25 protein-coding genes are annotated in these 23,002 nt (G+C 42.5%); 1 reads left to right on the forward strand and 24 read right to left on the reverse strand.

Annotated elements, in window-relative coordinates; all coding sequences use genetic code 11:
* Positions 1-44: 44 nt before the first annotated feature.
* The 24 genes from DFR59_RS00650 to DFR59_RS00765 all read right to left on the reverse strand — a co-directional run bounded on the left by DFR59_RS00650 (position 45) and on the right by DFR59_RS00765 (position 22,508).
* Positions 45-812 (reverse strand): ribonuclease HII, encoded by a 768-nt coding sequence (locus tag DFR59_RS00650; RefSeq protein WP_114743696.1) that lies wholly within the window; start codon positions 810-812, stop codon positions 45-47.
* Positions 813-890: 78 nt separating this feature from the next.
* On the reverse strand, positions 891-1,766 hold the full coding sequence (ylqF, locus tag DFR59_RS00655) for a ribosome biogenesis GTPase YlqF (protein ID WP_114743697.1): 876 nt from the start codon (positions 1,764-1,766) through the stop codon (positions 891-893).
* 20 nt (positions 1,767-1,786) lie between these two features.
* The gene (gene lepB, locus DFR59_RS00660) at positions 1,787-2,326 is read right to left on the reverse strand and encodes a signal peptidase I (protein WP_114743698.1); all 540 of its coding nucleotides are present in this window, start codon (positions 2,324-2,326) and stop codon (positions 1,787-1,789) included.
* Between the two features lie 175 nt (positions 2,327-2,501).
* Positions 2,502-2,846, reverse strand: coding sequence for a 50S ribosomal protein L19 (rplS, locus tag DFR59_RS00665; protein ID WP_114743699.1), 345 nt, complete (start codon positions 2,844-2,846; stop codon positions 2,502-2,504).
* Between the two features lie 143 nt (positions 2,847-2,989).
* Complete coding sequence (gene trmD / locus DFR59_RS00670; RefSeq protein ID WP_114743700.1) at positions 2,990-3,724, reverse strand: tRNA (guanosine(37)-N1)-methyltransferase TrmD; 735 nt, start codon at positions 3,722-3,724, stop codon at positions 2,990-2,992.
* Entirely contained in the window at positions 3,721-4,239 is a 519-nt protein-coding gene (gene rimM / locus DFR59_RS00675; protein WP_114743701.1) for a ribosome maturation factor RimM, read from the reverse strand. Before rimM ends, trmD begins: the two co-directional genes overlap by 4 nt.
* Positions 4,240-4,251: 12 nt before the next feature.
* A complete protein-coding gene (locus DFR59_RS00680) occupies positions 4,252-4,638 on the reverse strand; it encodes a YlqD family protein (RefSeq protein ID WP_114743702.1) in 387 nt (128 codons plus the stop codon).
* Positions 4,639-4,845: 207 nt separating this feature from the next.
* A complete protein-coding gene (locus DFR59_RS00685; protein WP_114743703.1) occupies positions 4,846-5,079 on the reverse strand; it encodes a KH domain-containing protein in 234 nt (77 codons plus the stop codon).
* A 12-nt stretch (positions 5,080-5,091) separates the two neighbouring features.
* Entirely contained in the window at positions 5,092-5,364 is a 273-nt protein-coding gene (rpsP, locus tag DFR59_RS00690) for a 30S ribosomal protein S16 (RefSeq protein ID WP_114743704.1), read from the reverse strand.
* A gap of 96 nt (positions 5,365-5,460) precedes the next feature.
* The gene (gene ffh, locus DFR59_RS00695; protein WP_114743705.1) at positions 5,461-6,804 is read right to left on the reverse strand and encodes a signal recognition particle protein; all 1,344 of its coding nucleotides are present in this window, start codon (positions 6,802-6,804) and stop codon (positions 5,461-5,463) included.
* Positions 6,805-6,816: 12 nt separating this feature from the next.
* Positions 6,817-7,149 carry a putative DNA-binding protein gene (locus tag DFR59_RS00700; protein WP_114743706.1) on the reverse strand — a complete coding sequence of 111 codons (333 nt, stop codon included), beginning with the start codon at positions 7,147-7,149 and terminating at the stop codon, positions 6,817-6,819.
* A gap of 143 nt (positions 7,150-7,292) precedes the next feature.
* Positions 7,293-8,288 carry a signal recognition particle-docking protein FtsY gene (ftsY, locus tag DFR59_RS00705; protein WP_114743707.1) on the reverse strand — a complete coding sequence of 332 codons (996 nt, stop codon included), beginning with the start codon at positions 8,286-8,288 and terminating at the stop codon, positions 7,293-7,295.
* Between the two features lie 16 nt (positions 8,289-8,304).
* Complete coding sequence (smc, locus tag DFR59_RS00710) at positions 8,305-11,871, reverse strand: chromosome segregation protein SMC (protein ID WP_114743708.1); 3,567 nt, start codon at positions 11,869-11,871, stop codon at positions 8,305-8,307.
* A gap of 74 nt (positions 11,872-11,945) precedes the next feature.
* Positions 11,946-12,710 (reverse strand): ribonuclease III, encoded by a 765-nt coding sequence (rnc, locus tag DFR59_RS00715; protein WP_114743709.1) that lies wholly within the window; start codon positions 12,708-12,710, stop codon positions 11,946-11,948.
* A gap of 254 nt (positions 12,711-12,964) precedes the next feature.
* Positions 12,965-13,198: an acyl carrier protein gene (locus DFR59_RS00720; protein WP_114743710.1), complete on the reverse strand. Its 234-nt coding sequence runs from the start codon at positions 13,196-13,198 to the stop codon at positions 12,965-12,967.
* A 74-nt stretch (positions 13,199-13,272) separates the two neighbouring features.
* Complete coding sequence (gene fabG / locus DFR59_RS00725; RefSeq protein ID WP_114743711.1) at positions 13,273-14,016, reverse strand: 3-oxoacyl-[acyl-carrier-protein] reductase; 744 nt, start codon at positions 14,014-14,016, stop codon at positions 13,273-13,275.
* Positions 14,013-14,960: an ACP S-malonyltransferase gene (gene fabD, locus DFR59_RS00730; protein WP_114743712.1), complete on the reverse strand. Its 948-nt coding sequence runs from the start codon at positions 14,958-14,960 to the stop codon at positions 14,013-14,015. Before fabD ends, fabG begins: the two co-directional genes overlap by 4 nt.
* A 17-nt stretch (positions 14,961-14,977) precedes the next feature.
* Positions 14,978-15,961, reverse strand: coding sequence for a phosphate acyltransferase PlsX (plsX, locus tag DFR59_RS00735; RefSeq protein ID WP_114743713.1), 984 nt, complete (start codon positions 15,959-15,961; stop codon positions 14,978-14,980).
* The gene (gene fapR / locus DFR59_RS00740) at positions 15,961-16,542 is read right to left on the reverse strand and encodes a transcription factor FapR (protein ID WP_114743714.1); all 582 of its coding nucleotides are present in this window, start codon (positions 16,540-16,542) and stop codon (positions 15,961-15,963) included. Before fapR ends, plsX begins: the two co-directional genes overlap by 1 nt.
* A gap of 182 nt (positions 16,543-16,724) precedes the next feature.
* On the reverse strand, positions 16,725-18,797 hold the full coding sequence (gene recG, locus DFR59_RS00745; RefSeq protein ID WP_245948343.1) for an ATP-dependent DNA helicase RecG: 2,073 nt from the start codon (positions 18,795-18,797) through the stop codon (positions 16,725-16,727).
* The gene (gene sdaAA, locus DFR59_RS00750) at positions 18,769-19,656 is read right to left on the reverse strand and encodes an L-serine ammonia-lyase, iron-sulfur-dependent, subunit alpha (protein ID WP_114743715.1); all 888 of its coding nucleotides are present in this window, start codon (positions 19,654-19,656) and stop codon (positions 18,769-18,771) included. The genes recG and sdaAA overlap by 29 nt, the downstream gene beginning before the upstream one ends.
* 48 nt (positions 19,657-19,704) lie before the next feature.
* Complete coding sequence (gene sdaAB, locus DFR59_RS00755; RefSeq protein ID WP_114743716.1) at positions 19,705-20,367, reverse strand: L-serine ammonia-lyase, iron-sulfur-dependent subunit beta; 663 nt, start codon at positions 20,365-20,367, stop codon at positions 19,705-19,707.
* Positions 20,368-20,457: 90 nt separating this feature from the next.
* Entirely contained in the window at positions 20,458-22,128 is a 1,671-nt protein-coding gene (locus DFR59_RS00760) for a DAK2 domain-containing protein (RefSeq protein WP_114743717.1), read from the reverse strand.
* A gap of 17 nt (positions 22,129-22,145) precedes the next feature.
* On the reverse strand, positions 22,146-22,508 hold the full coding sequence (locus tag DFR59_RS00765; RefSeq protein ID WP_114743718.1) for an Asp23/Gls24 family envelope stress response protein: 363 nt from the start codon (positions 22,506-22,508) through the stop codon (positions 22,146-22,148).
* A gap of 255 nt (positions 22,509-22,763) precedes the next feature.
* Between DFR59_RS00765 and rpmB the strand changes: the two genes are divergently transcribed.
* The gene (gene rpmB / locus DFR59_RS00770; RefSeq protein ID WP_114743719.1) at positions 22,764-22,952 is read left to right on the forward strand and encodes a 50S ribosomal protein L28; all 189 of its coding nucleotides are present in this window, start codon (positions 22,764-22,766) and stop codon (positions 22,950-22,952) included.
* Positions 22,953-23,002: the final 50 nt, after the last annotated feature.

Here is a 23,002-nt window from a genome sequence, read left to right on the forward strand (position 1 = left end):
CTCTCCTTTTCAGGATGGTTTGAAGCTGGCAAGCTTCGATGGCCTCATATCATGTCTTTTATTGGAGCAAAAGATTTTCTATGGATTGGTGTCTGGCCATATATTTGAAGACCATCCAGATGTTCTTTTGTTCCGTATCCCATATTCCTGGCAAACCCATATTGCGGGTACTGGCCATCGTACTCTTTCATCATCCTGTCCCTTGTCACTTTCGCAATGATTGATGCAGCAGCAATGGAAGCACTCTTTGCGTCCCCTTTAATGATGGATTCCTGCGGAACAGGTACAGACAGCTCCATGGCATCGATCAGCAGATAGTCGGGAAGCTTTTTTAAGTTATGTATAGCATCCAGCATTGCTTTTTTAGTTGCCTGATAGATATTTACTTTATCTATTTCATCGGCGTGTATGACGCCGATTCCTATTGCAGTGGCCTGCTCGCTGATTGCATCAAATAATTCCTGCCTTTTAGCTTCGCTTAGTTTTTTTGAGTCGTTGATTCCTATAAGCATACAGTCTTTTGGGAGAATCACTGCTGCAGCAACTACCGGACCGGCCAATGGACCGCGGCCTACTTCATCGACTCCCGCAATAGCTTCAAACCCCTGCAAATAAATATCCCTTTCGTATGAAAACATGCTATGAAAGTGATCCATTTCATCCTTTTTTTTCTTAAATGCACGGTTTATTCGCTGAACAATTTGCTGGACCCCTTTTCTGGAATCTTCAGCACATTGTAAGAAGAAAGGGTCTTTTGGATCTTCAATCGTTTCAAGTGCTTTTTGAATTTCTTTTATGGATAGGTGCTCCATGGTTTCACCAACTTATCTTTAATATCGTCCTTATTAGAAAATAATAAAGGGTCGGCTATGAAAAGCCCACCCTAAATATTAATTTTCGCTTTCTTCATTCATATTAATTTGTTCGGGGAGGTCAAAAGTCAACGGACCAATTTTTTCTGATCGAATATCACGGATGATCAGTTCAGCCGTTTTATCGTAATCCACCTCACCGCCTCCGCGGAGACAGCCCCTCAGTTTTCCAATTGTATCAAATACATCGAGGATTTCCATGTCAGGTTCTATCCCGAAGCGGTCCTTAAGCCTCTCAGGGTAGTGTTTTTCAATAAATCGAATGCCAAATACGGCAATATCCTGCAAGTTCAAGATTGTATCTTTGATGGCGCCTGTCAAAGCCAATTTATATCCTACTTCTTGGTCCTCGAATTTCGGCCAAAGGATACCGGGAGTGTCCAAAAGTTCAAGTTCTTTACCGACTTTTATCCATTGCTGTGATTTGGTGACCCCGGGAGTATTGCCTGTCCTTGCGATATTCTTCTTAGCGAGCTTATTGATTAAAGTGGATTTCCCAACATTCGGAATCCCCACAATCATGGCACGGATCGCACGGGGCTTTTTGAGGCCGCGGGCTTTCATTCGTTCAAACTTTTCTTTAAGAATGTCATTAGAGGTTTTCACAATCTCATGAAGACCTGTACCAGCCTGAGAATTGATTGCAATCGCCTTAAGCCCTTTAGCTTCAAAATAACGTATCCATTGATTGGTCATTTCTTTATCGGCCATATCTGACTTGGTTAATAATACGATTCTTTGCTTTTCTCCAATAATCTCATCAATCATCGGATTTCTGGAGGAAAAAGGGATCCTTGCATCCACCAGTTCATACATAATGTCAACGAGCTTTAACTTTTCTGTAACTTCTCTTCTAGCCTTGGCCATATGGCCAGGAAACCATTGTATTGTCAAGGCGAATCGCCTCCATCTGCCTATTTGAAAAATTTCATATCCTTCATCGGCCAATAAATGATGTGTGCATCCCCGACAATCTTAGACATAGGGATCGTGCCGATATGCCGGCTGTCTTTAGAACCCCTGCGGTTGTCTCCCATTACAAAGACCTCCCCTTCAGGTACAGTGTCTTTCCCTGTATAATCCTTCAGAGTGAAATCCTCAGTCAAAGGACCATCGCCCACATTCTTTTTATATTGATCCAAATAAGGCTCTTTATATGCTTTTCCATTTATATATAATATATCATTTTTATATTGAATTTTATCTCCCGGAAGACCAATGACCCGTTTAATATAATCCTTCTGTTCAGGAGCATGGAATACAACAATATCAAATCGGTCGGGTTTACCGAATTTATTTACGATCATACGGTCGCCGTTATGCAGCGTAGGCATCATCGATAAGCCGTCCACCACAATAGGTGCGAATAAAAAATAACGGATCACAATCGCAAGACCTACTGCAATGACCAGCGCTTTAAACCATTCCCGGATTTCACTTTTTTCTCCAGCCAAAAATCTCCACCACCATCTTACGAAAATACAGGCATTAGATAGAATTTGCATTATAGTAAAAATCTCTATCTCTCATCATACTCTATTATCACGGTGTTTAGTCATTTAGTAATGATGAAGATTCTAAAAATAAAGATGAAAAAGGGGCTTGTTTCCAAGCCCCTTTGTCTCTTGATTATCGAATTTCTTTAATACGAGCGGCTTTACCACGTAGGTTACGTAGGTAGTAAAGTTTCGCACGGCGAACTTTACCGCGACGCACTACTTCTAGATTCGCAATTTTTGGAGTGTGAAGAGGGAATGTACGCTCAACACCTACACCATAAGATATTTTACGGACAGTGAAAGTTTCACTGATTCCGCCGCCACGGCGTTTAATTACAACACCTTCAAATAACTGAATACGTTCGCGAGTACCCTCGACAACTTTTACGTGTACACGTACAGTGTCACCAGGACGGAACGTTGGCATATCGCTGCGAAGCTGTTCTTTTGTGATTTCATCAATCAATTTGTGCATCGTTTTCAACTCCTTCCAACAGATGCTCTTACAAACAGAAAATCATTGTAGCGGAACATCGTTTTCGACGGGCAAGTCCAGAAAATATTCTGCCCAAGCCACAAAAAATATCATACCATATCAAACCATAGGTTGCAATACAGTCAACGAGGATTTTTCCATTCCTGTATCCAGTTTTTTTGTTTATCAGACAGAGGATACTTTTTAAGAAGGTCTGGTCGTCTGTTAAGCGTCCTTTTCAGCGATTCCTTCTCCCTCCATTCATCAATAAGGCGGTGATTGCCTGATAGGAGGGTATCTGGCACTTTCCATCCTTTATATTCAGCCGGCCTCGTATATTGAGGGTGTTCCAACAGCCCCGAAGAAAAAGAATCCTTTACCGGGGAGTCTTCATTCCCTAGCACACCCGGAAGCAGCCTTACGACGCTGTCCACAACTACCATTGCCCCAAGTTCACCGCCGGTCAGCACATAATCCCCGATGGAGATTTCATCCGTCACAAGGTGTTCCCTGATCCTCTCATCATACCCCTCATAATGGCCGCAGATAAAAATCAAATGATCCTCGTTTGCCAATTCTTCAGCCTTTTTCTGAGAATATCTTTCTCCCTGGGGGCACATTAGAATGACCCTTGGTTTTGAATCCTGTTCCTTTGAGAGTTTTTCAACGGCATTAAATATCGGTTCCGGCTTTAAGACCATTCCAGCACCTCCGCCGTATGGATAATCGTCGACCTGGCTGTGCTTATTTTCGGAGAATTCCCGAAAATTGGTCACATGATATTCTACCGCGTTTTTTTCAGTCGCTTTTTTTAGGATGGACTCTCCAAAAACCCCTTTGAACATCTCAGGAAATAAGGAAAGGATGTCAATTCTCATGATAACAGCCCTTCCATTGGATCAATGATGATTTCTTTATTTTCAATATCTACCTTTATCACGACATCTTTTATGTATGGTATGAGATGTTCCTTTCGATCGCTTCCCTGCACTACCCATACATCGTTGGCGCCAGGGGTAAGGATCTCCTTGACTTCACCAATTACTTCACCGTCGAGTGTCGCAACCGAACAGCCGATAATTTCATGAAAATAAAACTCATCTTCTTCCAAAGGAGCAAGCTGTTCTTCAGTGACTTTCAGGATCCCGTTTTTAAAAGCTTCCACATCATTCACATTTTCGTATCCTTCAAATGTCAGCAGATCAAAATTTTTATGTGTTCGGTGTGACTTCACAATCAATTCCTTCGGAGCATCTGTTTCATTCATGAATAAAAACAGCGCGTTTCCAGGTTTATATCTTTCATCTGCAAAGTCAGTCCTTGAGATGATCCTGACTTCCCCTTTTATTCCGTGCGTATTGACGATTTTCCCTACATTGAACCACTTTGTCATATTGTTTCACCTCTAGCGTATGTCTTTAATGATGCCATCCTCTATTAAAATGGTCTTTTCTTTAGAGACCTGTTCCCAATTGTCCCCGATATTTATATCAATGACACTTTGTATTTCCTTCTCTATCAATTCACTTCCCAGTGGCAGGATCCCTAATTGATCGAGTTGAAACTCTACTACTTTGAGTTTATCCGTCCTTGATTGTATCTCCTTCTCAAAGCGTCCTTTCAGTGCTGCAGCTGAATATTTTTTAGTTTTCTCCAGTTTTTTTAATTCAAATCTCAATTGTTCGCATTCTTTTTCAAGTTGGAGTTTTTTTTCATTGTATTGGCTTTCAAGAAGCAACTTGCTCTTTTCGGTCAACACCTGCTTAACCAAGGCCGTTTGGATGATTTTCATCTGATTGGATCCTCCCCTGAATGAACTGCGCTTCGTTTTTTGATTGATTTGTTCTCTTTCTTCTTTTCCGGGAGGCAGCTGCTTGTTGTACGAAAGAAGATTTTCATATATAGAAAAAAGGGAGGTATAGAACCCTCCCTCTGACTGCCTGACTTAAAGAAATCCAATATTGATGTGATAAAAGGAGGTTGTCCCTCCTTTTATCAATCAATCGATGATTTCTAAAAAGACTTTCTTTTGTTGTGTAGATCCTGCTGCAGCGTATACCACAGTGCGAATCGATTTAGCAACACGCCCCTGTTTGCCAATCACTTTTCCCATGTCTTCTTTATGAACTGACAATTGATAAGTAATGCGGCCCTCATCTTCGTTGACGAGGATTTTCACGTCTTCGGGATAATCAACGAGAGGCTTCACTATCGTCAGGATTAATTCTTCCATATGATATCGTGATTACTTGCTATTTTTCGCGTTATGGAATTTTTCCATAATGCCTTCTTTAGAGAAAAGGTTGCGCACTGTGTCAGATGGCTTCGCACCATTGGACAACCATTTAAGAGCCAATTCTTCATTGATCTTTACTTCAGCTGGTTTTGCAACCGGGTTGTAAGTTCCAACTGTTTCGATTTGGCGTCCATCACGTGGTGAACGAGAATCTGCAACTACGATACGATAGAAAGGAGATTTTTTTGCTCCCATACGTTTTAAACGAATTTTTACTGCCATTTTAAAAGCACCTCCGAATAGTTTCACACAAGATAGTATAATAACAAATGTGTATTTTGTTTGTAAAGTGTTTTTTCTTAACACTTTCATTTTACCCTACATAAAAGGAAATTTGAACCCTTTTTTCTTGCCTTTTTGCCCCATATTGGACATTTGCTTCATCATTTTTTTCATTTCTTCGAATTGTTTAAGAAGTCTGTTGACCTCAGGGACGGTTGTACCGCTTCCTTTGGCAATCCTTTTTCTGCGACTCGCATTGATCGTTTCTGGATGAGACTTTTCATGTTTGGTCATCGATTTGATGATGGCTTCAACATGGCTGATCTGCTTTTCATCCACTTTCAAATTGTTGAGTCCCTTCATTTTGTTCGCTCCAGGGAGCATTTTGATGATGTCATCAAGTGGACCCATAGAACGGACCTGTCCAAGCTGTTCAAGAAAATCATCGAATGTAAACGACATGGTGCGCATTTTTTGCTCGAGTTCCTTGGCTTTTTCTTCATCCACGTTCGCTTGGGCTTTTTCAATAAGAGTCAATACATCTCCCATGCCCAAAATCCGGGAAGCCATACGTTCGGGATGAAAAGGCTCAAGTGCATCCAGTTTTTCACCAAGTCCGACAAACTTAATAGGTTTTTCTGTAACAGCACGAATGGAAAGAGCAGCCCCGCCTCGAGTATCTCCATCAAGCTTCGTGAGAACAACACCTGAAATTTCCAGCTGATCATTGAAGCTTTGCGCCACATTGACAGCATCCTGCCCTGTCATGGCATCCACCACAAGGAAGATTTCGTCAGGCTTGGAAAGCTCTTTGATTTGCTTCAATTCATCCATAAGCGCTTCATCTACGTGTAGACGGCCGGCTGTATCGATGAGGACGTAATCCAGATGGTCTTCCTTCGCCTTTTCAATGGCTTGTCTTGCTATTTCAACCGGACTGACTTGATCACCAAGAGAGAACACCGGCATATCAAGCTGTTTCCCCAGGGTTTCAAGCTGTTTGATTGCTGCAGGCCGATAAATATCAGCGGCTACCAATAATGGCTTGCGGTTATACTTCTTCCGCAGGACATTTGCCAATTTACCGGTTGTTGTCGTCTTACCTGCACCTTGCAGACCTACCATCATAATGACAGTCGGAGGACGTTTAGACACAGCTATTTGGCTCTGTTCCCCGCCCATTAACAGGGTCAATTCCTCTTTTACGACCTTGACGATCTGTTGTCCAGGTGTCAAGCTTTTCATCACTTCTTGACCAACTGCACGTTCGCCTACTTTTTTCACAAATTCCTTGACGACTTTGAAGTTTACGTCAGCTTCAAGCAATGCTAATCGGACTTCACGCATCATTTCTTTTACATCCGCTTCATTTACTTTCCCTTTTCCACGGATTTTTTGTATCGTATTCTGCAGTCGGTCGGCCAATCCTTCAAATGCCATATATGCCGCCTCCTAATCTAATTTCTCAAGCATCTCTATCATGGAGAGCAATTCATCTTTAGAATTCGCTTCATGCTGAAGAATTTCCTTCATCTGCTCATAAATGTTCAATCGCTCTTGAAACTTTTGAAATAGCTCCAGTTTTGCTTCGTACTGCTCCAGCATGATCTCCGTCCGCTTAATATTATCATAAACGGCCTGTCTGCTGATCTCGTACTCTTCTGCAATTTCGCCGAGCGAAAAATCATTGAGATAGTAGAGGGACATATAGCTGCTTTGCTTTGGAGTTAACAAGGTTTGATAAAAATCATACAGATAATTCATTCTTGTCGTTTTCTCAAGCATGGCTATCCCCCCTTGTTAAGTGAAAAACCTTTACATATGAAGAATACACAGATTTTCTTTGAATGTCAAGGAACTAAAAGGTTTTCTTCACCTTTAGAAGAAGCCTGATGCATTCATTTTGCACCAGGCTTCTTTTAAATCTATCATTCTTCAGGAGCTTCTTGTTCAATTAGGTCTGAGAATAGCCCATAAACATATTTTTCAGCATCAAATTGCTGCAGGTCATCCATTTTTTCTCCAAGCCCCACGTATTTCACAGGGATGTGAAGTTCGTTCCGGATAGCGAGCACAATTCCTCCTTTGGCAGTCCCGTCAAGCTTAGTAAGGACAATACCAGATACATTTGTAGCTTCTTTAAATGTTTTAGCTTGTATCATGGCATTTTGACCGGTCGTGGCGTCAAGGACGAGCAGAACTTCATGAGGCGCCCCTGGGACCTCCCGTTCGATGACGCGTTTTACTTTTTCTAATTCATTCATAAGGTTGACTTTGTTCTGCAATCGTCCAGCCGTATCGCATAAGAGGATATCCGCGTTTTTAGCTTTGGCCGATTGGATGGCATCATACATGACTGCAGCCGGGTCAGAGCCTGCCGCCTGCTTAATCACATCGACGCCAGCCCTTTCTCCCCAGACTTCAAGCTGTTCAATGGCACCCGCGCGGAACGTATCCCCTGCGGCAAGAAGGACTTTTTTTCCTTCTGATTTGAATTGGTGTGCCAGTTTTCCGATTGTAGTCGTTTTTCCAACACCATTGACGCCGACAAATAGAATCACTGTCAAACCTTCGGACTGAATGTTCAAGTCACTGGCTGCTGAATCTTCGCCGCGATAAATCTCAACTAATTTTTCAGAAATGACTCCCTGAACTTCTTTGGGATCCTGCATATTTTTTCTTTTTACTTCAAATTTCAGCTGTTCGACCAGCTCCATTACTGTTTCAAATCCCACATCGGCTTGAATCAGGATTTCTTCTAATTCTTCAAAGAAATCCTCATCGATTTTTCTATATCTAGCCACAAGATCATTGACCCTGGTTGAGAAATTGGTTCTTGTTTTCAACAAACCGTCTTTGAATTTTTCTGTAACATTATCTGAAGATGTTGTAAATTTTTCTTTCAATTTCTTAAAAAAACTCATATTATTCACTTCCTCATCATGCTTTTACTAATTCTTTTGATTCTTCCAGCCGCACGGATACCACTTTGGAGACCCCTGACTCCTGCATGGTGATTCCATAAAGGACATCCGCTTCTTCCATCGTCCCTTTTCTGTGTGTAATGACAATGAATTGTGTTTCGTGGCTGAATTTCTTTAAATATTGGGCAAACCTGAACACATTTGCTTCATCAAGTGCAGCCTCGACTTCATCAAGGATACAGAAAGGAACAGGTCTCACCTTCAGGATGGAAAAGAGCAGGGCGATAGCCGTCAAAGCACGTTCCCCCCCAGAAAGAAGTCCAAGATTCTGAAGCTTTTTACCAGGTGGCTGAGCGATTATATCCACTCCGGTATTCAGTAGATCTTTTGGATCGGTAAGCTTTAATTCAGCCCTTCCACCTCCGAATAATGCTTTGAATACATGCTCGAAGTGGCTGCTGATGGCATCAAACGTTTCAGAGAATCGCTTAATCATCTCTTCGTCCATTTCATCCATCACCTTATATAGGGTATCCTTCGCTTCTTGCAGGTCAGCTTGCTGGAGTTTTAAGAACTCGTAGCGTTCAGCCACTCTCTCATATTCATCGATTGCACCGATGTTGACCACGCCAAGTTCAGATATGGCCATCTTGATCAGCTTGACTTTCTTCCTTGCCTCTTCAATCGGAATTTCCATTTGGTGATCCTCTTGAGCCGCCTCAAAAGAAAGCATATATTCTTCACGAAGATGCGCCAACCGATTTTCCAGTTCTACATCAAGACGATTGATCTTGACTTCCTCATCTTTTAAAGCACTTTGGAGACCCTTTAGCTGGCGTTTAATTTCTTTCAGATCCAACTCTTTATCTTCCAGCTCCATTTGAAGCTTCATCCGGTCCTCGCGTCTAGATGAAATCAAGCTTGCCGCTTCCTGTTTATCTTTCCGTTTGAGGTCGGCAGCCTCCGCAAGTTCCTCTTCTCCTGTATCGGTTCCGTTCATTTCATTGCTCAGCCAATTCAGGTTCTCTTCATATGCGGCCTTCTTTTTCTTGAGTTCATCATATTCCTTTTGAATTCTGTCCAACTGGCTGCGTGTAGCGACAAGCTGTTCATTTTTCACAGCAAGGTTTGCTTTAATATCGCTGATTTCATCAACTAAAGAGTCTTTTGACGATCTCTGAAGTTCTTTCTGTTCAGTCAATCGACTGATTTCTTCATCAAGATCTGATAATTCCTTTTTCCCTTTTTCAAGGGATTCCTCAAGTTCCTGTTTCCTGGAGGAGATTTGATCTTTTTCTGCAATGGAACTTTCCTTCTCCATGTCATAAAGGGTCAATCTCTCATTTACATTCGTCTCAGAGGCTTCCGTCTGTCTTAGTTCAGCTTTTGCCTTTTCTTCGGATATACGGAGCTCTTCACCGGAACGCCTCATTTCATCCAGGCTTTTTTCCTGTTCTGCGACATCTTCTTTTAACGATTTAACATGATGTTCAAGCTGAAGGGTCTTTTCTTCCATGGATTGGAGTTTTTCTTTAAGATCCTCCAGTTCACCTTTTCGGCTCAATAAAGAGTTATTTTTTTGTTTGACATTTCCTCCGGTCATGGACCCGCCTGGATTCACTACATCCCCTTCAAGGGTGACTAGACGGTACCGATACTGGAGGATTTTTGCAAGCTCGTTTGCACCTTTTAAAGTTTTCGTGATGACGACATTCCCTAAAAGATTCTCTACAATATTTCGATACTTCTCCTCATAATGGACCAGTTCTTCTCCTATACCGACAAACTCAGGATATCCTTTTAGCATCTGGATCTGAGAAGTGTGCATTTTTTTACTTTTCATTACTGACATTGGAAGAAATGTTGCTCGTCCATATTGCTGTTTTTTCAAGAATTGGATTGCTTGGCGGCCGTTTTCCTCAGTTTGAACCACTACATGCTGCATAGCTCCGCCCAAAGCTGTCTCGATGGCAGTTTCATATTCCTTTGGTACACGCACAAGCTCGGCGACTGCTCCTTCAATACCTTGAAGCAACTCATTCCTTGCCTTTAATACTTCACGCACTCCTTGGAAGAACCCTGTATAATCTTCTTCCATTTCTTCTAGCATTTCTTTTCGCGATTTTGCTTTCTGAACATACTGATATGCTTGATATAGAGTTGTCTCCTGCTTTTGATATTGATTCTTCAGGACTTCAAGCTGCCGCTGTGCATCACGGAAAGTATGTACCTGGTTTTCAAGTGCGCTTTGAATCGAGCTTAATTCTTCTTGCTTTTTTTGCTTCGCTTCAAAGATGGCCTTACGCTGTTCCAGATATTTTTCATTATCCTCATCGAGTCTTTGGTTTCTTGACAGACGCTGCTGCCATTGCTGCTCCAAATACTGGAGTTCATTCTTTGCGGAAGCCTGCTGATTCAACAATTCAATATAATCACTTTTGATGGATTCTATTTTCTCTTCAATATTGCCATCGAATTGAGCGATCAAATTATTTTTTTCCTGCAGTTGAGCTTTTAATGTGTTAGCAGCATCCTGCAAGAGACGGAAATCCTTTTCATATTCTTCTTTCTGTTTCATCAACTCTTCAAGTTTAGATGATGCCTCATTTAAATTAAGCGTCAGCTGCTCTTTATTTTGAGTCGCATTCTTTTTTCTCTCTTTTAATACTTCTTTTCTTCCTTCAAGCTTTTCCAAATCTTCACTGGCAATCAGCAAAGTTTGCTGAAGCTCTGCTATCGATTCATCCAGCGCGCTCATGTGGTCACGCATTTCTTCCAGTTGAGCTTCACCTTTTTGAACTGCAGCAGATACTCCAATTTCCTGCTTTTTATGTTCTTCCATTTCTACATTGAGCTTTTCCCATCGGGTGTGCAGTTCTTCAATTTCAGCTACAGTCAATGCTACTTCAAACGCTTTCAGCTCTTCCTTCTTTTCCAAATAATCCTTGGCGATGGAAGCCTGGATCTTCAAGGGTTCGACCTGTCCTTCCAGTTCAAAAAGAATGTCATTGACACGTGTAAGATTTTCCTGGGTTTCGAAAAGACGGGCTTCTGCTTTCTTCTTCCTCGTCTTATATTTCAAGACACCTGCGGCCTCTTCAAATATGCTTCTTCTACTTTCAGGCTTGCTGTTGAGGATTTCCTCCACTTTCCCTTGGCTGATGATAGAAAACGCTTCACGGCCAAGTCCGGAATCCATAAATAAATCGATAATATCTTTGAGTCTGCATTGCTGCTTATTAATAAGAAATTCACTTTCCCCCGACCTGTATACACGGCGAGTTACACAAACCTCGTGATAATCGATCGGCAGAGCGTTGTCCTCATTATCCAGCGTCAAGGAAACCTCGGCAAAATTCAGGCCCTTCCTTGAGTCGCTCCCGGCAAAAATGATATCTTCCATCTTTGCACCGCGTAATGACTTAGCTGATTGTTCTCCCAGCACCCATCGGATACTGTCTGTAATATTGCTTTTGCCGCTCCCATTTGGACCAACCACGGCTGTAACACCCTGGACAAAGTCAATGGCAATCCTTTCGGCAAAGGATTTGAACCCTACAACGTCTAAACGTTTGAGGAACATAATTCTTCCCCACTTTCATCTTTTCTGATTTTCTAAAAAAAGAAGCGGATAAAGCTACCCGCTTCTTATTCGTTTTATCTTTTGCCTGTCTTTTCACTGTTGATGATTGGTTTTAGTTTTTCTAAAGCCATTTGTGCCGCATGCTGTTCGGCTTCTTTCTTAGATCGGCCGTTTCCGGTCCCCAGGACTTCCTCTTTCAAAGCAACTTGTGCAACAAATTCACGGCTGTGTGCAGGGCCTTTTTCCAGCAGAATCTTGTACTCAAGCATTCCGGCCCCTTCTTTTTGGATGACTTCCTGAAGCTGGCTCTTAAAATCCATCACATGAGAAAAAGCACCTTCATTAATTTTCGGATACACCACTTTCTCCAAAAACGAAACGACTGTCTCCAATCCTTTATCTAAATACAGAGCTCCGACGAATGCCTCAAAAACATCAGCCAAAAGGGCAGGTCGTTCTCTTCCGCCTGTCATTTCCTCTCCTTTTCCTAAAAGGATCAGGCCTCCGAATTGCAGTTCATTGGCAAAAGTGACCAAAGAAGGTTCACATACAATGGCAGCCCTTAATTTGGTCAGTTCCCCTTCACTCATTGTCGGATATTTGTGATAAAGGTATTGAGATACCGTAAGCTCCAATACGGCGTCCCCTAAAAACTCCAATCTTTCGTTATCTTCAAATGGCTTCCTGCGATGCTCATTCACATACGATGAATGTGTAAAAGCTTGACGGATCAACCGTTCATTTTCAAACGTGATGCCAATCTGTGCTTGGAATTCATTGAATGACTCATTTAATTTACGTAATGTACGCTTTTCTTTTTCTCTATTTGTCTTACGCATAGGTCCTCCACCTTGCTCAATATCATTTTTACTTGCTGCTGTACGGCATAAAACAAGTTTATTCCAAATCTCTTCATATCGCAAAGCAAGAATGAACTTTTTTTAAAAAAAGTTCCTTAAAACGACGAAATGGCCGACTTGCAGAGCCCAGCAGCAGAAACTCCCCCTTTAGAGTTCTCATGGAGAATCCAAGGGAAGAGTTGTCCATTGTGGTACATCGGCAAGCCAGCCTTCAAGAATCAACACTCCAACGATTAAACGTTTGCTTTTATGTAATTCACAGCGTCTCCGACTGTGGCAATTTTTTCAGCATCATCGTCAGAAATTTCCATATCGAACTCATCTTCAAGTTCCATAACCAATTCAACTACGTCTAGGGAATCAGCTCCTAGATCATCTTTAAAAGAAGCTTCAAGAGTTACTTGAGACTCGTCGACACCAAGACGATCTACGATAATCTTTGTTACGCGCTCTAATACTTCTGCCATTGTGCTCACCTCCCCTCAAGTCATTATAGAGTATTTCCTTTAAATAATAAATGATAGATTTTAATTAGTAAAAGTTACATGACCATTCCGCCGTCGACATTCAATGTCTGCCCAGTGATATACCGGGATGATTCGGATGCAAGGAATGCTGCCACCTTGGCAATATCCTGCGGTTCGCCGAATCGGGCAAGAGGGATGGCTTTGAACATTTCACTTTTCACTTCTTCAGGAAGCTTGTCTGTCATATCTGAAGAAATGAAGCCTGGAGCAATTGCATTGACTGTTATTCCCCGGGAAGCAAGCTCTTTCGCAGTTGTTTTAGTCAAACCGATGACTCCGGATTTTGCTGCCACATAGTTAGCCTGTCCAGCATTCCCCATCACACCGACGATGGAAGAAATATTGATTATCCTTCCTGAACGCTGCTTCATCATCTGCCTTGCAACAGCTTTTGTGCAGAGGAACACGCCTTTCAGGTTGGTGTTGATGACATCATCCCATTCATCGTCTTTCATGCGCATGATTAAGTTGTCCCGTGTTATCCCGGCATTATTGATAAGAATATCCAGAGATCCAAATGCAGAAATCGTTTGTTTTACCATATCTGAAACCTGCTCGGAATCTGCAACATTGCATTGGATTGCAATCGCCTCTCTGCCCATCGCTTTAATTTCATCAACAACTTCATTCGCCTTTGCTTCGCTTCCAGCATAGTTAACGGCTACATTGGCACCTTCCCTGGCCATTTCAAGGGCGATTTCACGTCCGATTCCTCTTGAACCACCTGTTACAAGGGCTGTTTTCCCTGATAAATTCATCGGGATTCCTCCTTTAAAGACGCCAATACGGCATCCAGACTTTCCATATCCTGTACGGAATAGGTTTTTGCACTACGATCTACTTTTTTGATTAAACCAGAAAGAACTTTTCCTGGACCAATTTCAATAAATGTATCAACGCCATTTTTCAGCATGGTTTCAACTGTATCTTCCCATAACACAGGTGAATAAAGCTGTTCAATCAGCTTTTCCTTGATGTCAGTGGCTTCAGACATAGGCTGCGCCGAAACATTCGCAACGACTGGAATTCCAGCATTCTTCACTTCAATTCCACCCAGCACATCTCCGAATTTCTCTGCAGCAGGCTTCATCAAGCTGGAATGGAATGGGCCGCTTACCTGAAGCGGCAGCACTCTTTTAGCACCTTTTTCCTTAGCAAGGACTGATGCCTTTTCCACTCCTTCAGCTGTACCGGAAATGACAATCTGTCCCGGGCAGTTCATGTTGGCAAGCTGTACTGGATTCCCATCAGAAGTCACTTGATCTGTTACTTCCTTCAATGCTTCCCGGTCCATCCCTAAAACAGCGGCCATGCTGCCTTCTCCTGCCGGTACAGCTTCTTCCATCAATTCGCCTCGTCTACGGACAGTGTACACAGCATCCTCAAATGAAATGGCACCTGCTGCAACTAGAGCAGAGTACTCCCCAAGGCTGTGACCGGCAGTGTAATCCGCTTGGATGCCCGCTTCCTTTAAACACTGCAGGATAGCAGTACTAGTGGTCAAAAGGGCCGGCTGTGCGTTTGTTGTCAGGGTAAGCTTATCCTGAGGTCCTTCAAATATAACCTCAGACAATGAAAACCCGAGTCTTTCATCCGCTTTATCAAAAATAGCTTTAGCACCTTCATGCTGTTCAACTACATCTTTTCCCATTCCAACAGTTTGTGATCCTTGTCCTGGAAAAACAAATGCGATTTTTCCCATCTTTCATCCCTCCGACATTATTTAGTGGCGATCGTTCCTTTAATCGTTTCCGGAACTTTATGCTTAATCATTTCCTTTGTCTGTTTGACTGCATTGTAAAAAGCTGTCTCATTGGATGAACCATGAGCTTTTACAACCGGGGCATTCAGCCCGAATAATGCAGCTCCGCCATACTCTGAATAATCCATTTTACCCTTTATTTTCATTAAGTCTGATTTAATCAGGCCTGCAGCCAATTTTGTTTTCATACTGCTCATCAATGTTTCTTTCAGCATGGAAAAGACAGACATGGCAGTTCCCTCAATAGTCTTAAGGACCATGTTGCCTGTGAAACCGTCAGTCACAACAACATCGGCAGGTCCTTGAAGAAGGTCTCTTGATTCAACGTTTCCTACAAAATTAACTCCGCTTTCCTTAATGAGTTTAAAGGCTTCTTTCGTCAAGTCGTTCCCTTTCTTCTCCTCCGTGCCAATATTCAAAAGGCCCACTCTAGGATTAGGGATGCCCCTTACTTTTTCTGCATAGATGGACCCCATAATCGCATATTGAAGCAAATGTTCAGCCTTAGCATCCGCGTTCGCCCCAAGGTCAAGCATGACAAATCCCTTTCCGTCCAGTGTAGGAAGGGTAGGCGCAAGCGCCGGGCGTTCGATCCCTTCTATTCGCCCTACAATGAACAGCCCCGCTGCCATCAATGCTCCTGTATTGCCGGCGGAAACGCATGCGTCTGCATATCCATCTGCAACAGCCTGCGCCATCATGACCATGGAGGAATTCTTCTTTCTTCTGACAGCACGGACAGGTTCATCCGTTCCTAAAATTACTTCTTCTGCATGGATGATTTCCACGCGTTCTTCATTACTGATGTATTTTTTTATTTCATTTTCATTTCCATATAGTGTTATGTTCAAATCATTGAATTCCCTTGCAGCTTTTAGTGCACCGAGAACGATTTCTTTAGGGGCATTGTCGCCTCCCATTGCATCGATGGCGATTCTCATTATTGCTCATCCTTTATGGTTTTATTAGACCTGTACATTTCAAATAGTCCCTTGAATACTATTTCCTGCCCTACATAGCTGTTTACTTCAACCATAGTACGTTCTTGAGGATTATTCACTTCCGTCACTCTTGCTTTTGCTATGACTCGCTCCCCTTTTTTTACAGAACGGGTAAATTGAATCGTTGCTTTTGCGGTCAATGCCAATTCATCATTAATCACGGCAACAGCGAGGGAATTGGCCTGTGCAAACAGGTGGTGTCCCCGAGCGATCGCATTTCGCTGGAAAACATGCTCCTCCCGAAGATCAAAAATAGAAATGGCGCTTTGATCCAATTGAATGTCAATAATTTCTCCGATTACTTCTTCAATAGGGAGGGATTTGACTTCATCGTCAAAGGTCTTTTCTGCAACACTTTTAATCCTTTCCCTTAATTCAGGAATGGATAATTCCATGCGATCCAGACGTATAGTCTGGATGCTTACAGAAAAAAGTTCAGCCAGTTCTTCATCCGTCACAAAAGGATTATCTTTTATTTTAATTTTTAATTGATATTGTCGATCTTTTTTTGCCAGCTTCAAGAAATCCACACCAACTTCGCTTGTAGGACTAATCCTAATACACGAACTATTAGGACTTGGTACTAATAGTAGTATATGGTTTTGGGCGGATTAATGCAAGAAGAAATAGAGGCAAGACAGTGAGAACCAGAAAAAGCGCTGCGTTAAATTTACGCAGCGCTTTTTCTTAATATCTTTCTATTTCAATCCAACTTTTCCCCGTCCAGTACTCCGGTGGACTCTAAATAGGTTCTGAGTTGTGCATACTCCGGGTCCACCCAGAATACTTTCGATTCTATCAGCTGTTTGGCATCTTGACGTGCCGTCTCCAATGCCCGGTAATCGTGGACCATGTCTGCCACTTTAAACTCAGGGACACCGCTTTGTTTCCTGCCGAAAAAGTCTCCGGGCCCCCTTAGCTCCAGATCCTTTTCACTGAGGACAAATCCATCATTTGTTTCGGTCATTATCCTCATTCGCTCTTTCCCTATTTCTGTTTTTGGATTAGCCAGAAGGATACAATAGGATTGTTCGCTGCCGCGTCCAACACGGCCTCGAAGCTGGTGCAGCTGGGCAAGGCCGAACCTTTCCGCATCATAGATCATCATGATTGTAGCGTTCGGGACATTCACTCCCACTTCAACGACAGTAGTGGAAACCAGCAGCTGGACTTCATTTTGGCTGAAAGCTTTCATGACTTGTTCTTTCTCATCAGACGAAAGTTTCCCGTGCATGAGTCCTGTGCGATGCTTTCCATTAAAATGGACGGAAAGCATGTCATATACATCAATGACGTTCTGGAGATCCAGTTTTTCGGATTCTTCAATTAATGGACAGATGACATAAGCCTGCCGCCCCATATCCATTTCCTTCTCCACCATGGCAAGAACCCTATCAAGCATCTCTTTTTTTGCCCAATAGGTTTCAATCGTTTTTCTACCTGCGGGCATTTCGTCAATAATCGAAACATCCATTTCACCGAATACAGTGATAGCGAGCGTTCTGGGAATGGGAGTGGCAGTCATAAAGAGCACATCCGGACTTTCTCCTTTTTCGCGCAGAACCCTTCTTTGTTCCACTCCGAAGCGATGCTGTTCATCTGTGATGACAAGACCAAGACTTTTAAAAACCACTTCTTCTTGGATCAATGCATGAGTGCCTATCAAAATATCAATCTCACCGTTTTGGAGCCTGTCCAACAGCTCTCTTCTCTTCTTCCCTTTTACAGAGCTTGTCAACAGCGCAACCGTTAGTCCCGTAGGTGCTAAGAGGTTATACAATGACTCTGCATGCTGTTCGGCGAGGATTTCTGTAGGGACCATGAGAGAACCTTGATACCCTGCCGTCACGGTTGCCATGAGCGCAATCGCAGCAACAACCGTCTTACCTGATCCGACATCCCCCTGCAGAAGACGATTCATCCGAAAAGGAGATTTAAGATCGGCGCAAATTTCATTCACGACCCTTTTTTGTGCATCGGTCAGTGGAAACGGCAGACTTGAAATAAATTCTTTCAATCTTTTTAAATCGTAGTTTTGCGGCGTTCCCCGCGACTGCTCCCGCTCATATTTGCGCAATGCCTGCATCTTTAATTGGAAAAACAAAAATTCCTCATAAACGAATCTTCTTCTGGCAGCTTTCACTTCATCAGGAGACTGGGGAAAATGCATCGTTCTGAGCGCAGTCCCTCTATCCTCAAGCTTATATTTTTCTTTTAAACTCATCGGCATGTTCTCTTTGATTTCATGTCCATAATCATTAAGAGCCTGCTGAATGTATTTTCTGAGAGATTTAACTGTAATGGATCCCTTGATTGAATATACTGGTTCGAAATCACTTTCACGCTGATTTGGTCCGCTCTTGAATTCAGTACCGGTAATAGTCTGTTTATGACGATCCCACTTTCCAGTGATGGTAACAATATCATTCAAGTGTATCTTCGATTTAAGATAGGGTTGATTAAAAAATATAGCTTTGATTAAATATCTGCCTACAAGTACTTTGATGGTCAATTTAGATTTTTTTCTTCCAAAATACATAAGAGAAGGCTCGCTTTGAACCTTCCCTTCTACGGTGATTTTCTCCTCATGCCCCGACTCGGCTAAATCCTTCAAACGGTAGTCTTCATACCGGTAAGGAAAATATTCAAAAAGATCTTCAATGGTTCCGATGCCCATTGTGGCCAACGAGCTTTCCGTTTCAGGGCCAATTCCCTTTAGAATAGAGACCGGCAGCTGCAAGTGAGTATCAGCCACGCTTATTAAGCGGGATCCCAAATATTTTTGCTTCCAGCTCACGGCCGGTTGGGGTCGCCGCTAAACCTCCCTGTGCAGTTTCCTTCAAAGCAGTAGGCATGGATTGACCGATTTTGAACATGGCATCGATGACTTCGTCGCAAGGGATCCTGCTGGTCACTCCCGCTAATGCCATATCAGCTGCAACCATTGCATTTGCCGCTCCCATTGCATTCCTTTTTACACAAGGTACTTCCACAAGACCTGCAACAGGATCACATACTAAGCCAAGCATATTTTTCAAAGTGATGGCCATGGCTTCAGCAGACTGTGCAGGGGTTCCGCCGGCCATCTCGACTATGGCAGCTGCAGCCATACCGGCAGCTGAGCCAACTTCCGCCTGACACCCTCCGGCTGCACCTGAGATGGAAGCGTTATTGGCAACAACAAAGCCAAATGCACCTGCTGCGAAAAGGAAATGAACCATTTCTTCCCTTGTCGGGTTTAATTTATCCCTTACAGCGAAAAGAGTACCTGGCACCACTCCTGCAGAACCTGCAGTCGGCGTAGCGCAAATGGTTCCCATTGCCGCATTTACTTCATTTGTAGCAACCGCTTTGCTTACAGCATCCAAAATAGTCTTACCTGATAAAAAGTTTCCTTTTTCTATATAGGCTTGAAGAAGAACCGCATCTCCACCAGTCAATCCTGAGTGGGATTTCACTCCTTGGATGCCCCTCTCAACAGCCTGCTCCATTACTTCAAGATTCCGTTCCATAAAGGACATGATTTCTTCTTTTGTTTTTGATTTTACTTTCATTTCTTGTTCGATCATAATATCTGATATTTTTTTATTTTGGCTGACAGCCAGTTCAACCAATTCTGCTACGTTACGAAACATTAGCTTGACCCTCCTTTAATTATTTTGTAAGCGCTGTCAAGTATAAAGTTAATCTACAATCCTAGTGACTTGTGTGATATTTGGCAGAGCGCGAAGCTCATTAAGGACTTCGTCTTCGACCATTTGATCCAATTCAATTGTCATCAAGGCCATTTTTCCTTTTTCTTTCCTCGAAACATCCATCTGGCCAATATTGATTTCATATTTTGCGAGGACATTTGAAACGGATGCGATGGCACCGAAGCGGTCATCGTGCACGACAAGAATTGCAGGGTTGTGACCGGATAATTTCAGCTGAAAACCGTTCAATTCTGTAATTTCGATTTTGCCGCCCCCGATGGAAATGCCCACAAGCTCCATTTCTCCGTTTTCATCACCGATTCTTAGACGTGCAGTATTGGGATGGTCGGAAAGGGCATCTTCTTCGATGAATTTGACTTTCATGTTTTTTTCTTTTGCGATCTCTTTTGCTTGGATGATTCGCTCATCATACGTGTCAAAATTGAGCAATCCTCCAATAAGTGCAACATCTGTTCCGTGGCCTTTATAGGTTTTAGCAAAAGAACCATATAATGAAATGTCTGCCCATTTCGGTTCACGTCCGAATAAGCTTCTTGCAACAAGGCCAATCCTTGCAGCACCTGCAGTATGGGAACTTGACGGTCCGATCATGACGGGTCCAATGATATCAAAAACACTTTTATATTTCATTTCCATCCCCCTTTTATTTAGGAATTTTAATCCAATTTTATCTCAACATACTGAAATAGAAGGGATTATCCCCTTCTATTTCAGTGGAAATTATTCAATTGAGAAAATGAATGAATACAGGGGCTGTTCTCCATTATGGACCTCAACCTCTATATCTTCAAATTTCTCTTCTGCCATGGATACTAATTCTGCCACTTCTTCTTCTGAAACATCTTCCCCATAAAGAATGGTAAGGATCTCTGAATCCTTATCAATCATTTTTTCAAGGAGACTGAAGGCAGCAGCAATTTTTTGCGGGCTCGTCCCCACAATCTTACCATCGGAGATTTCCATGTAATCGTCCTTCTTGATGCTGATACCATCAATATTTGTATCTCTGACTGCATAAGTGATTTGTCCTGTTTTGACATTTGCCAATGATCCACTCATGACTTTTTTATTATTATCCAGTGTTGCGGATGGATTGAAGGAAAGCATTGCAGCCATTCCTTGAGGAACGGTTTTGGATGGCACCACTATTACGTGGTCTCCTGCTACTTCAGCAGCTTGATCAGCTGCCATGATAATATTTTTATTATTCGGCAGGATAATTACCTTTTCTGCATTCGCCTCTTCTATTGCTTTTACAATATCTTCAGTGCTTGGGTTCATGGTCTGTCCGCCTTCAATGACAACAGATGCTCCGATGCTCCTGAAAAGCTCAGCAATTCCTTTCCCCATGGAAACTGTAACGATGCCAAATTCTTTTTTCTCTACAGGTTTTTTGACTTCAGTCTGAAGCTTAACATGGGATTCACCTACAATCCCGCTATGCTGCTCACGCATATTTTCGATTTTCATTTTGATCAAAGAGCCATATTGCTGGCCGTAGTCCAGTACTTTTCCCGGTGTCTCTGAGTGGATGTGAATCTTCGCGATTTCATCATCGGAAATGACAAGAAGGGAATCTCCATATGCACTTAGATCATTTCGGAATGAGTCTTCGTTGAAAGTCTTTTTGCCTTCTTCAAACCTGACCATGAATTCAGTACAATATCCGAATTCAATGTCTTCGGTATTCATGAAGCTTTGAACACTTTTATGGTGTTCCGCATTCACCATCTCATCCATTGAAGCATGGACAGCAGGTACATCGGGAAGCTCTTCCCCAGTCAATTCTGCAAGAAAGCCTTCATATACACACACAAGACCCTGTCCGCCGCTGTCGACGACTCCTACTTCTTTTAATACAGGCAGCAGGTCAGGGGTGCGGTTCAATGAAGCTTTAGCCTCTTTGACGACTTCCTTCATAAGCCCGACGATATCACTTTCTGAAGGGGCCACTTCCACCGCTCTTTTAGCCGCATCCTTTGCAACAGTAAGGATTGTACCTTCAACAGGCTTCATCACTGCTTTGTAAGCTGTATTTACACCTGCTTCCAAAGCCTGCGCAAACTCAAGGCTGGAAACCATTGATTTTGTTTCAATTGCTTTTGAAAAACCCCGGAATAATTGGGACAATATAACCCCTGAATTCCCTCGGGCACCCATCAGCAATCCTTTTGCCAAAGATCCAGCTACTTTTCCAACATGATCCTGAATATTATTCTGGACTTCCTTGGCTCCGGAAGTCATGGATAAATTCATGTTCGTACCTGTATCTCCATCTGGGACTGGGAAAACGTTTAAGGCATCGACCATATTAGCATTTGCAGCTAAATTGTTGGCCCCTTGAATGACCATCTCAGCAAAACGCTTTCCGTCCAATGTTGTAATCGACACGAATTATTTCCTCCTCACTACGGGTTCGCTACTCGAACCCCTTGAACAAATATATTTACTGATTCGACTGATAAGCCGACTGTTTTATCCAGCGTGTATTTTACCTTTGATTGTACATTATGTGCAACCTCAGAGATTTTTGTACCGTAGCTCACAATAATGTACATATCTATATGTACTTCATCATTCACCTGTCTGACGATAACTCCTCTTGTGAAGTTTTCTTTACGCAGAATTTCAGTTAAGCCATCTTTGATTTGATTTTTAGAGGCCATTCCAACAATACCGTAGCAATCAATAGCAGCACCTCCGGCGATTGTTGCAATCACTTCATTTGAAATGTCAATCTGGCCGTACTTGGTTTTCAGTTCGATGGACATGCGTGGTTCCCCCTTTGGAAAATACTCCTTGGATATTGACATTTTACTATATCTCTAACATTTTTAAAAGTACAGCCTTGCTGCACTTCTATAATTCCAATACTTCAACACAATGTCAAGGTAATTTTCTTGAAAGGTTATTATTGAAGTATTGCATTAAGACAGGTTGTATGATAAATTATTAAAGTATCTTTGAAGAATTTGAAATGATGAAACGATCAAATATTTCATCTTCACAAGTGAGGAGGGAATTCAATGCCAAAACAATGTGTCGTAACTGGCCGCAAGGCTCGTTCCGGAAATGCTCGTTCACACGCTATGAACGCTACAAAACGTAGCTGGGGAGCTAACCTTCAAAAAGTCCGCATTCTTGTAGACGGGAAACCTAAACGTGTTTGGGTTTCTGCAAGAGCCCTAAAATCCGGTAAAGTTGAACGCGTATAATAGAAGCGCACAAAAATAGAGCATCCTTTTTGGATGCTCTATTTTTATTT

Origin of the sequence: Falsibacillus pallidus (genome assembly GCF_003350505.1) — a bacterium.
GTDB classification, from domain to species: Bacteria; Bacillota; Bacilli; order Bacillales; family DSM-25281; genus Falsibacillus; species Falsibacillus pallidus.

Excerpts from the sequence above, each read along its gene's own strand:
- DFR59_RS00650 (WP_114743696.1), bottom strand. The coding sequence starts at position 812 with ATGGAGCACCTATCCATAAAAGAAATTCAAAAAGCACTTGAAACGATT.
- rnc (WP_114743709.1), bottom strand. The coding sequence starts at position 12,710 with ATGCGTAAGACAAATAGAGAAAAAGAAAAGCGTACATTACGTAAATTA.
- fabG (WP_114743711.1), bottom strand. The coding sequence starts at position 14,016 with ATGAATTTATCAGGGAAAACAGCCCTTGTAACAGGTGGTTCAAGAGGA.
- sdaAA (WP_114743715.1), bottom strand. The coding sequence starts at position 19,656 with ATGTTTCGTAACGTAGCAGAATTGGTTGAACTGGCTGTCAGCCAAAAT.
- ffh (WP_114743705.1), bottom strand. The coding sequence starts at position 6,804 with ATGGCATTTGAAGGATTGGCCGACCGACTGCAGAATACGATACAAAAA.
- rimM (WP_114743701.1), bottom strand. The coding sequence starts at position 4,239 with ATGACAAAGTGGTTCAATGTAGGGAAAATCGTCAATACGCACGGAATA.
- rplS (WP_114743699.1), bottom strand. The coding sequence starts at position 2,846 with ATGCACAAATTGATTGATGAAATCACAAAAGAACAGCTTCGCAGCGAT.
- trmD (WP_114743700.1), bottom strand. The coding sequence starts at position 3,724 with ATGAGAATTGACATCCTTTCCTTATTTCCTGAGATGTTCAAAGGGGTT.
- ftsY (WP_114743707.1), bottom strand. The coding sequence starts at position 8,288 with ATGAGTTTTTTTAAGAAATTGAAAGAAAAATTTACAACATCTTCAGAT.
- DFR59_RS00685 (WP_114743703.1), bottom strand. The coding sequence starts at position 5,079 with ATGGAAGAATTAATCCTGACGATAGTGAAGCCTCTCGTTGATTATCCC.
- sdaAB (WP_114743716.1), bottom strand. The coding sequence starts at position 20,367 with ATGAAATATAAAAGTGTTTTTGATATCATTGGACCCGTCATGATCGGA.
- DFR59_RS00765 (WP_114743718.1), bottom strand. The coding sequence starts at position 22,508 with ATGTCCATCGAACTGAAAACCAAGTACGGCCAGATTGACATTTCAAAT.
- plsX (WP_114743713.1), bottom strand. The coding sequence starts at position 15,961 with ATGAGAATCGCCATCGATGCAATGGGAGGCGACAATGCCCCTAAAGAA.
- fabD (WP_114743712.1), bottom strand. The coding sequence starts at position 14,960 with ATGGGAAAAATCGCATTTGTTTTTCCAGGACAAGGATCACAAACTGTT.
- smc (WP_114743708.1), bottom strand. The coding sequence starts at position 11,871 with ATGTTCCTCAAACGTTTAGACGTTGTAGGGTTCAAATCCTTTGCCGAA.
- DFR59_RS00720 (WP_114743710.1), bottom strand. The coding sequence starts at position 13,198 with ATGGCAGAAGTATTAGAGCGCGTAACAAAGATTATCGTAGATCGTCTT.
- rpsP (WP_114743704.1), bottom strand. The coding sequence starts at position 5,364 with ATGGCAGTAAAAATTCGTTTAAAACGTATGGGAGCAAAAAAATCTCCT.
- rpmB (WP_114743719.1), top strand. The coding sequence starts at position 22,764 with ATGCCAAAACAATGTGTCGTAACTGGCCGCAAGGCTCGTTCCGGAAAT.
- DFR59_RS00700 (WP_114743706.1), bottom strand. The coding sequence starts at position 7,149 with ATGCTTGAGAAAACGACAAGAATGAATTATCTGTATGATTTTTATCAA.
- DFR59_RS00680 (WP_114743702.1), bottom strand. The coding sequence starts at position 4,638 with ATGAAAATCATCCAAACGGCCTTGGTTAAGCAGGTGTTGACCGAAAAG.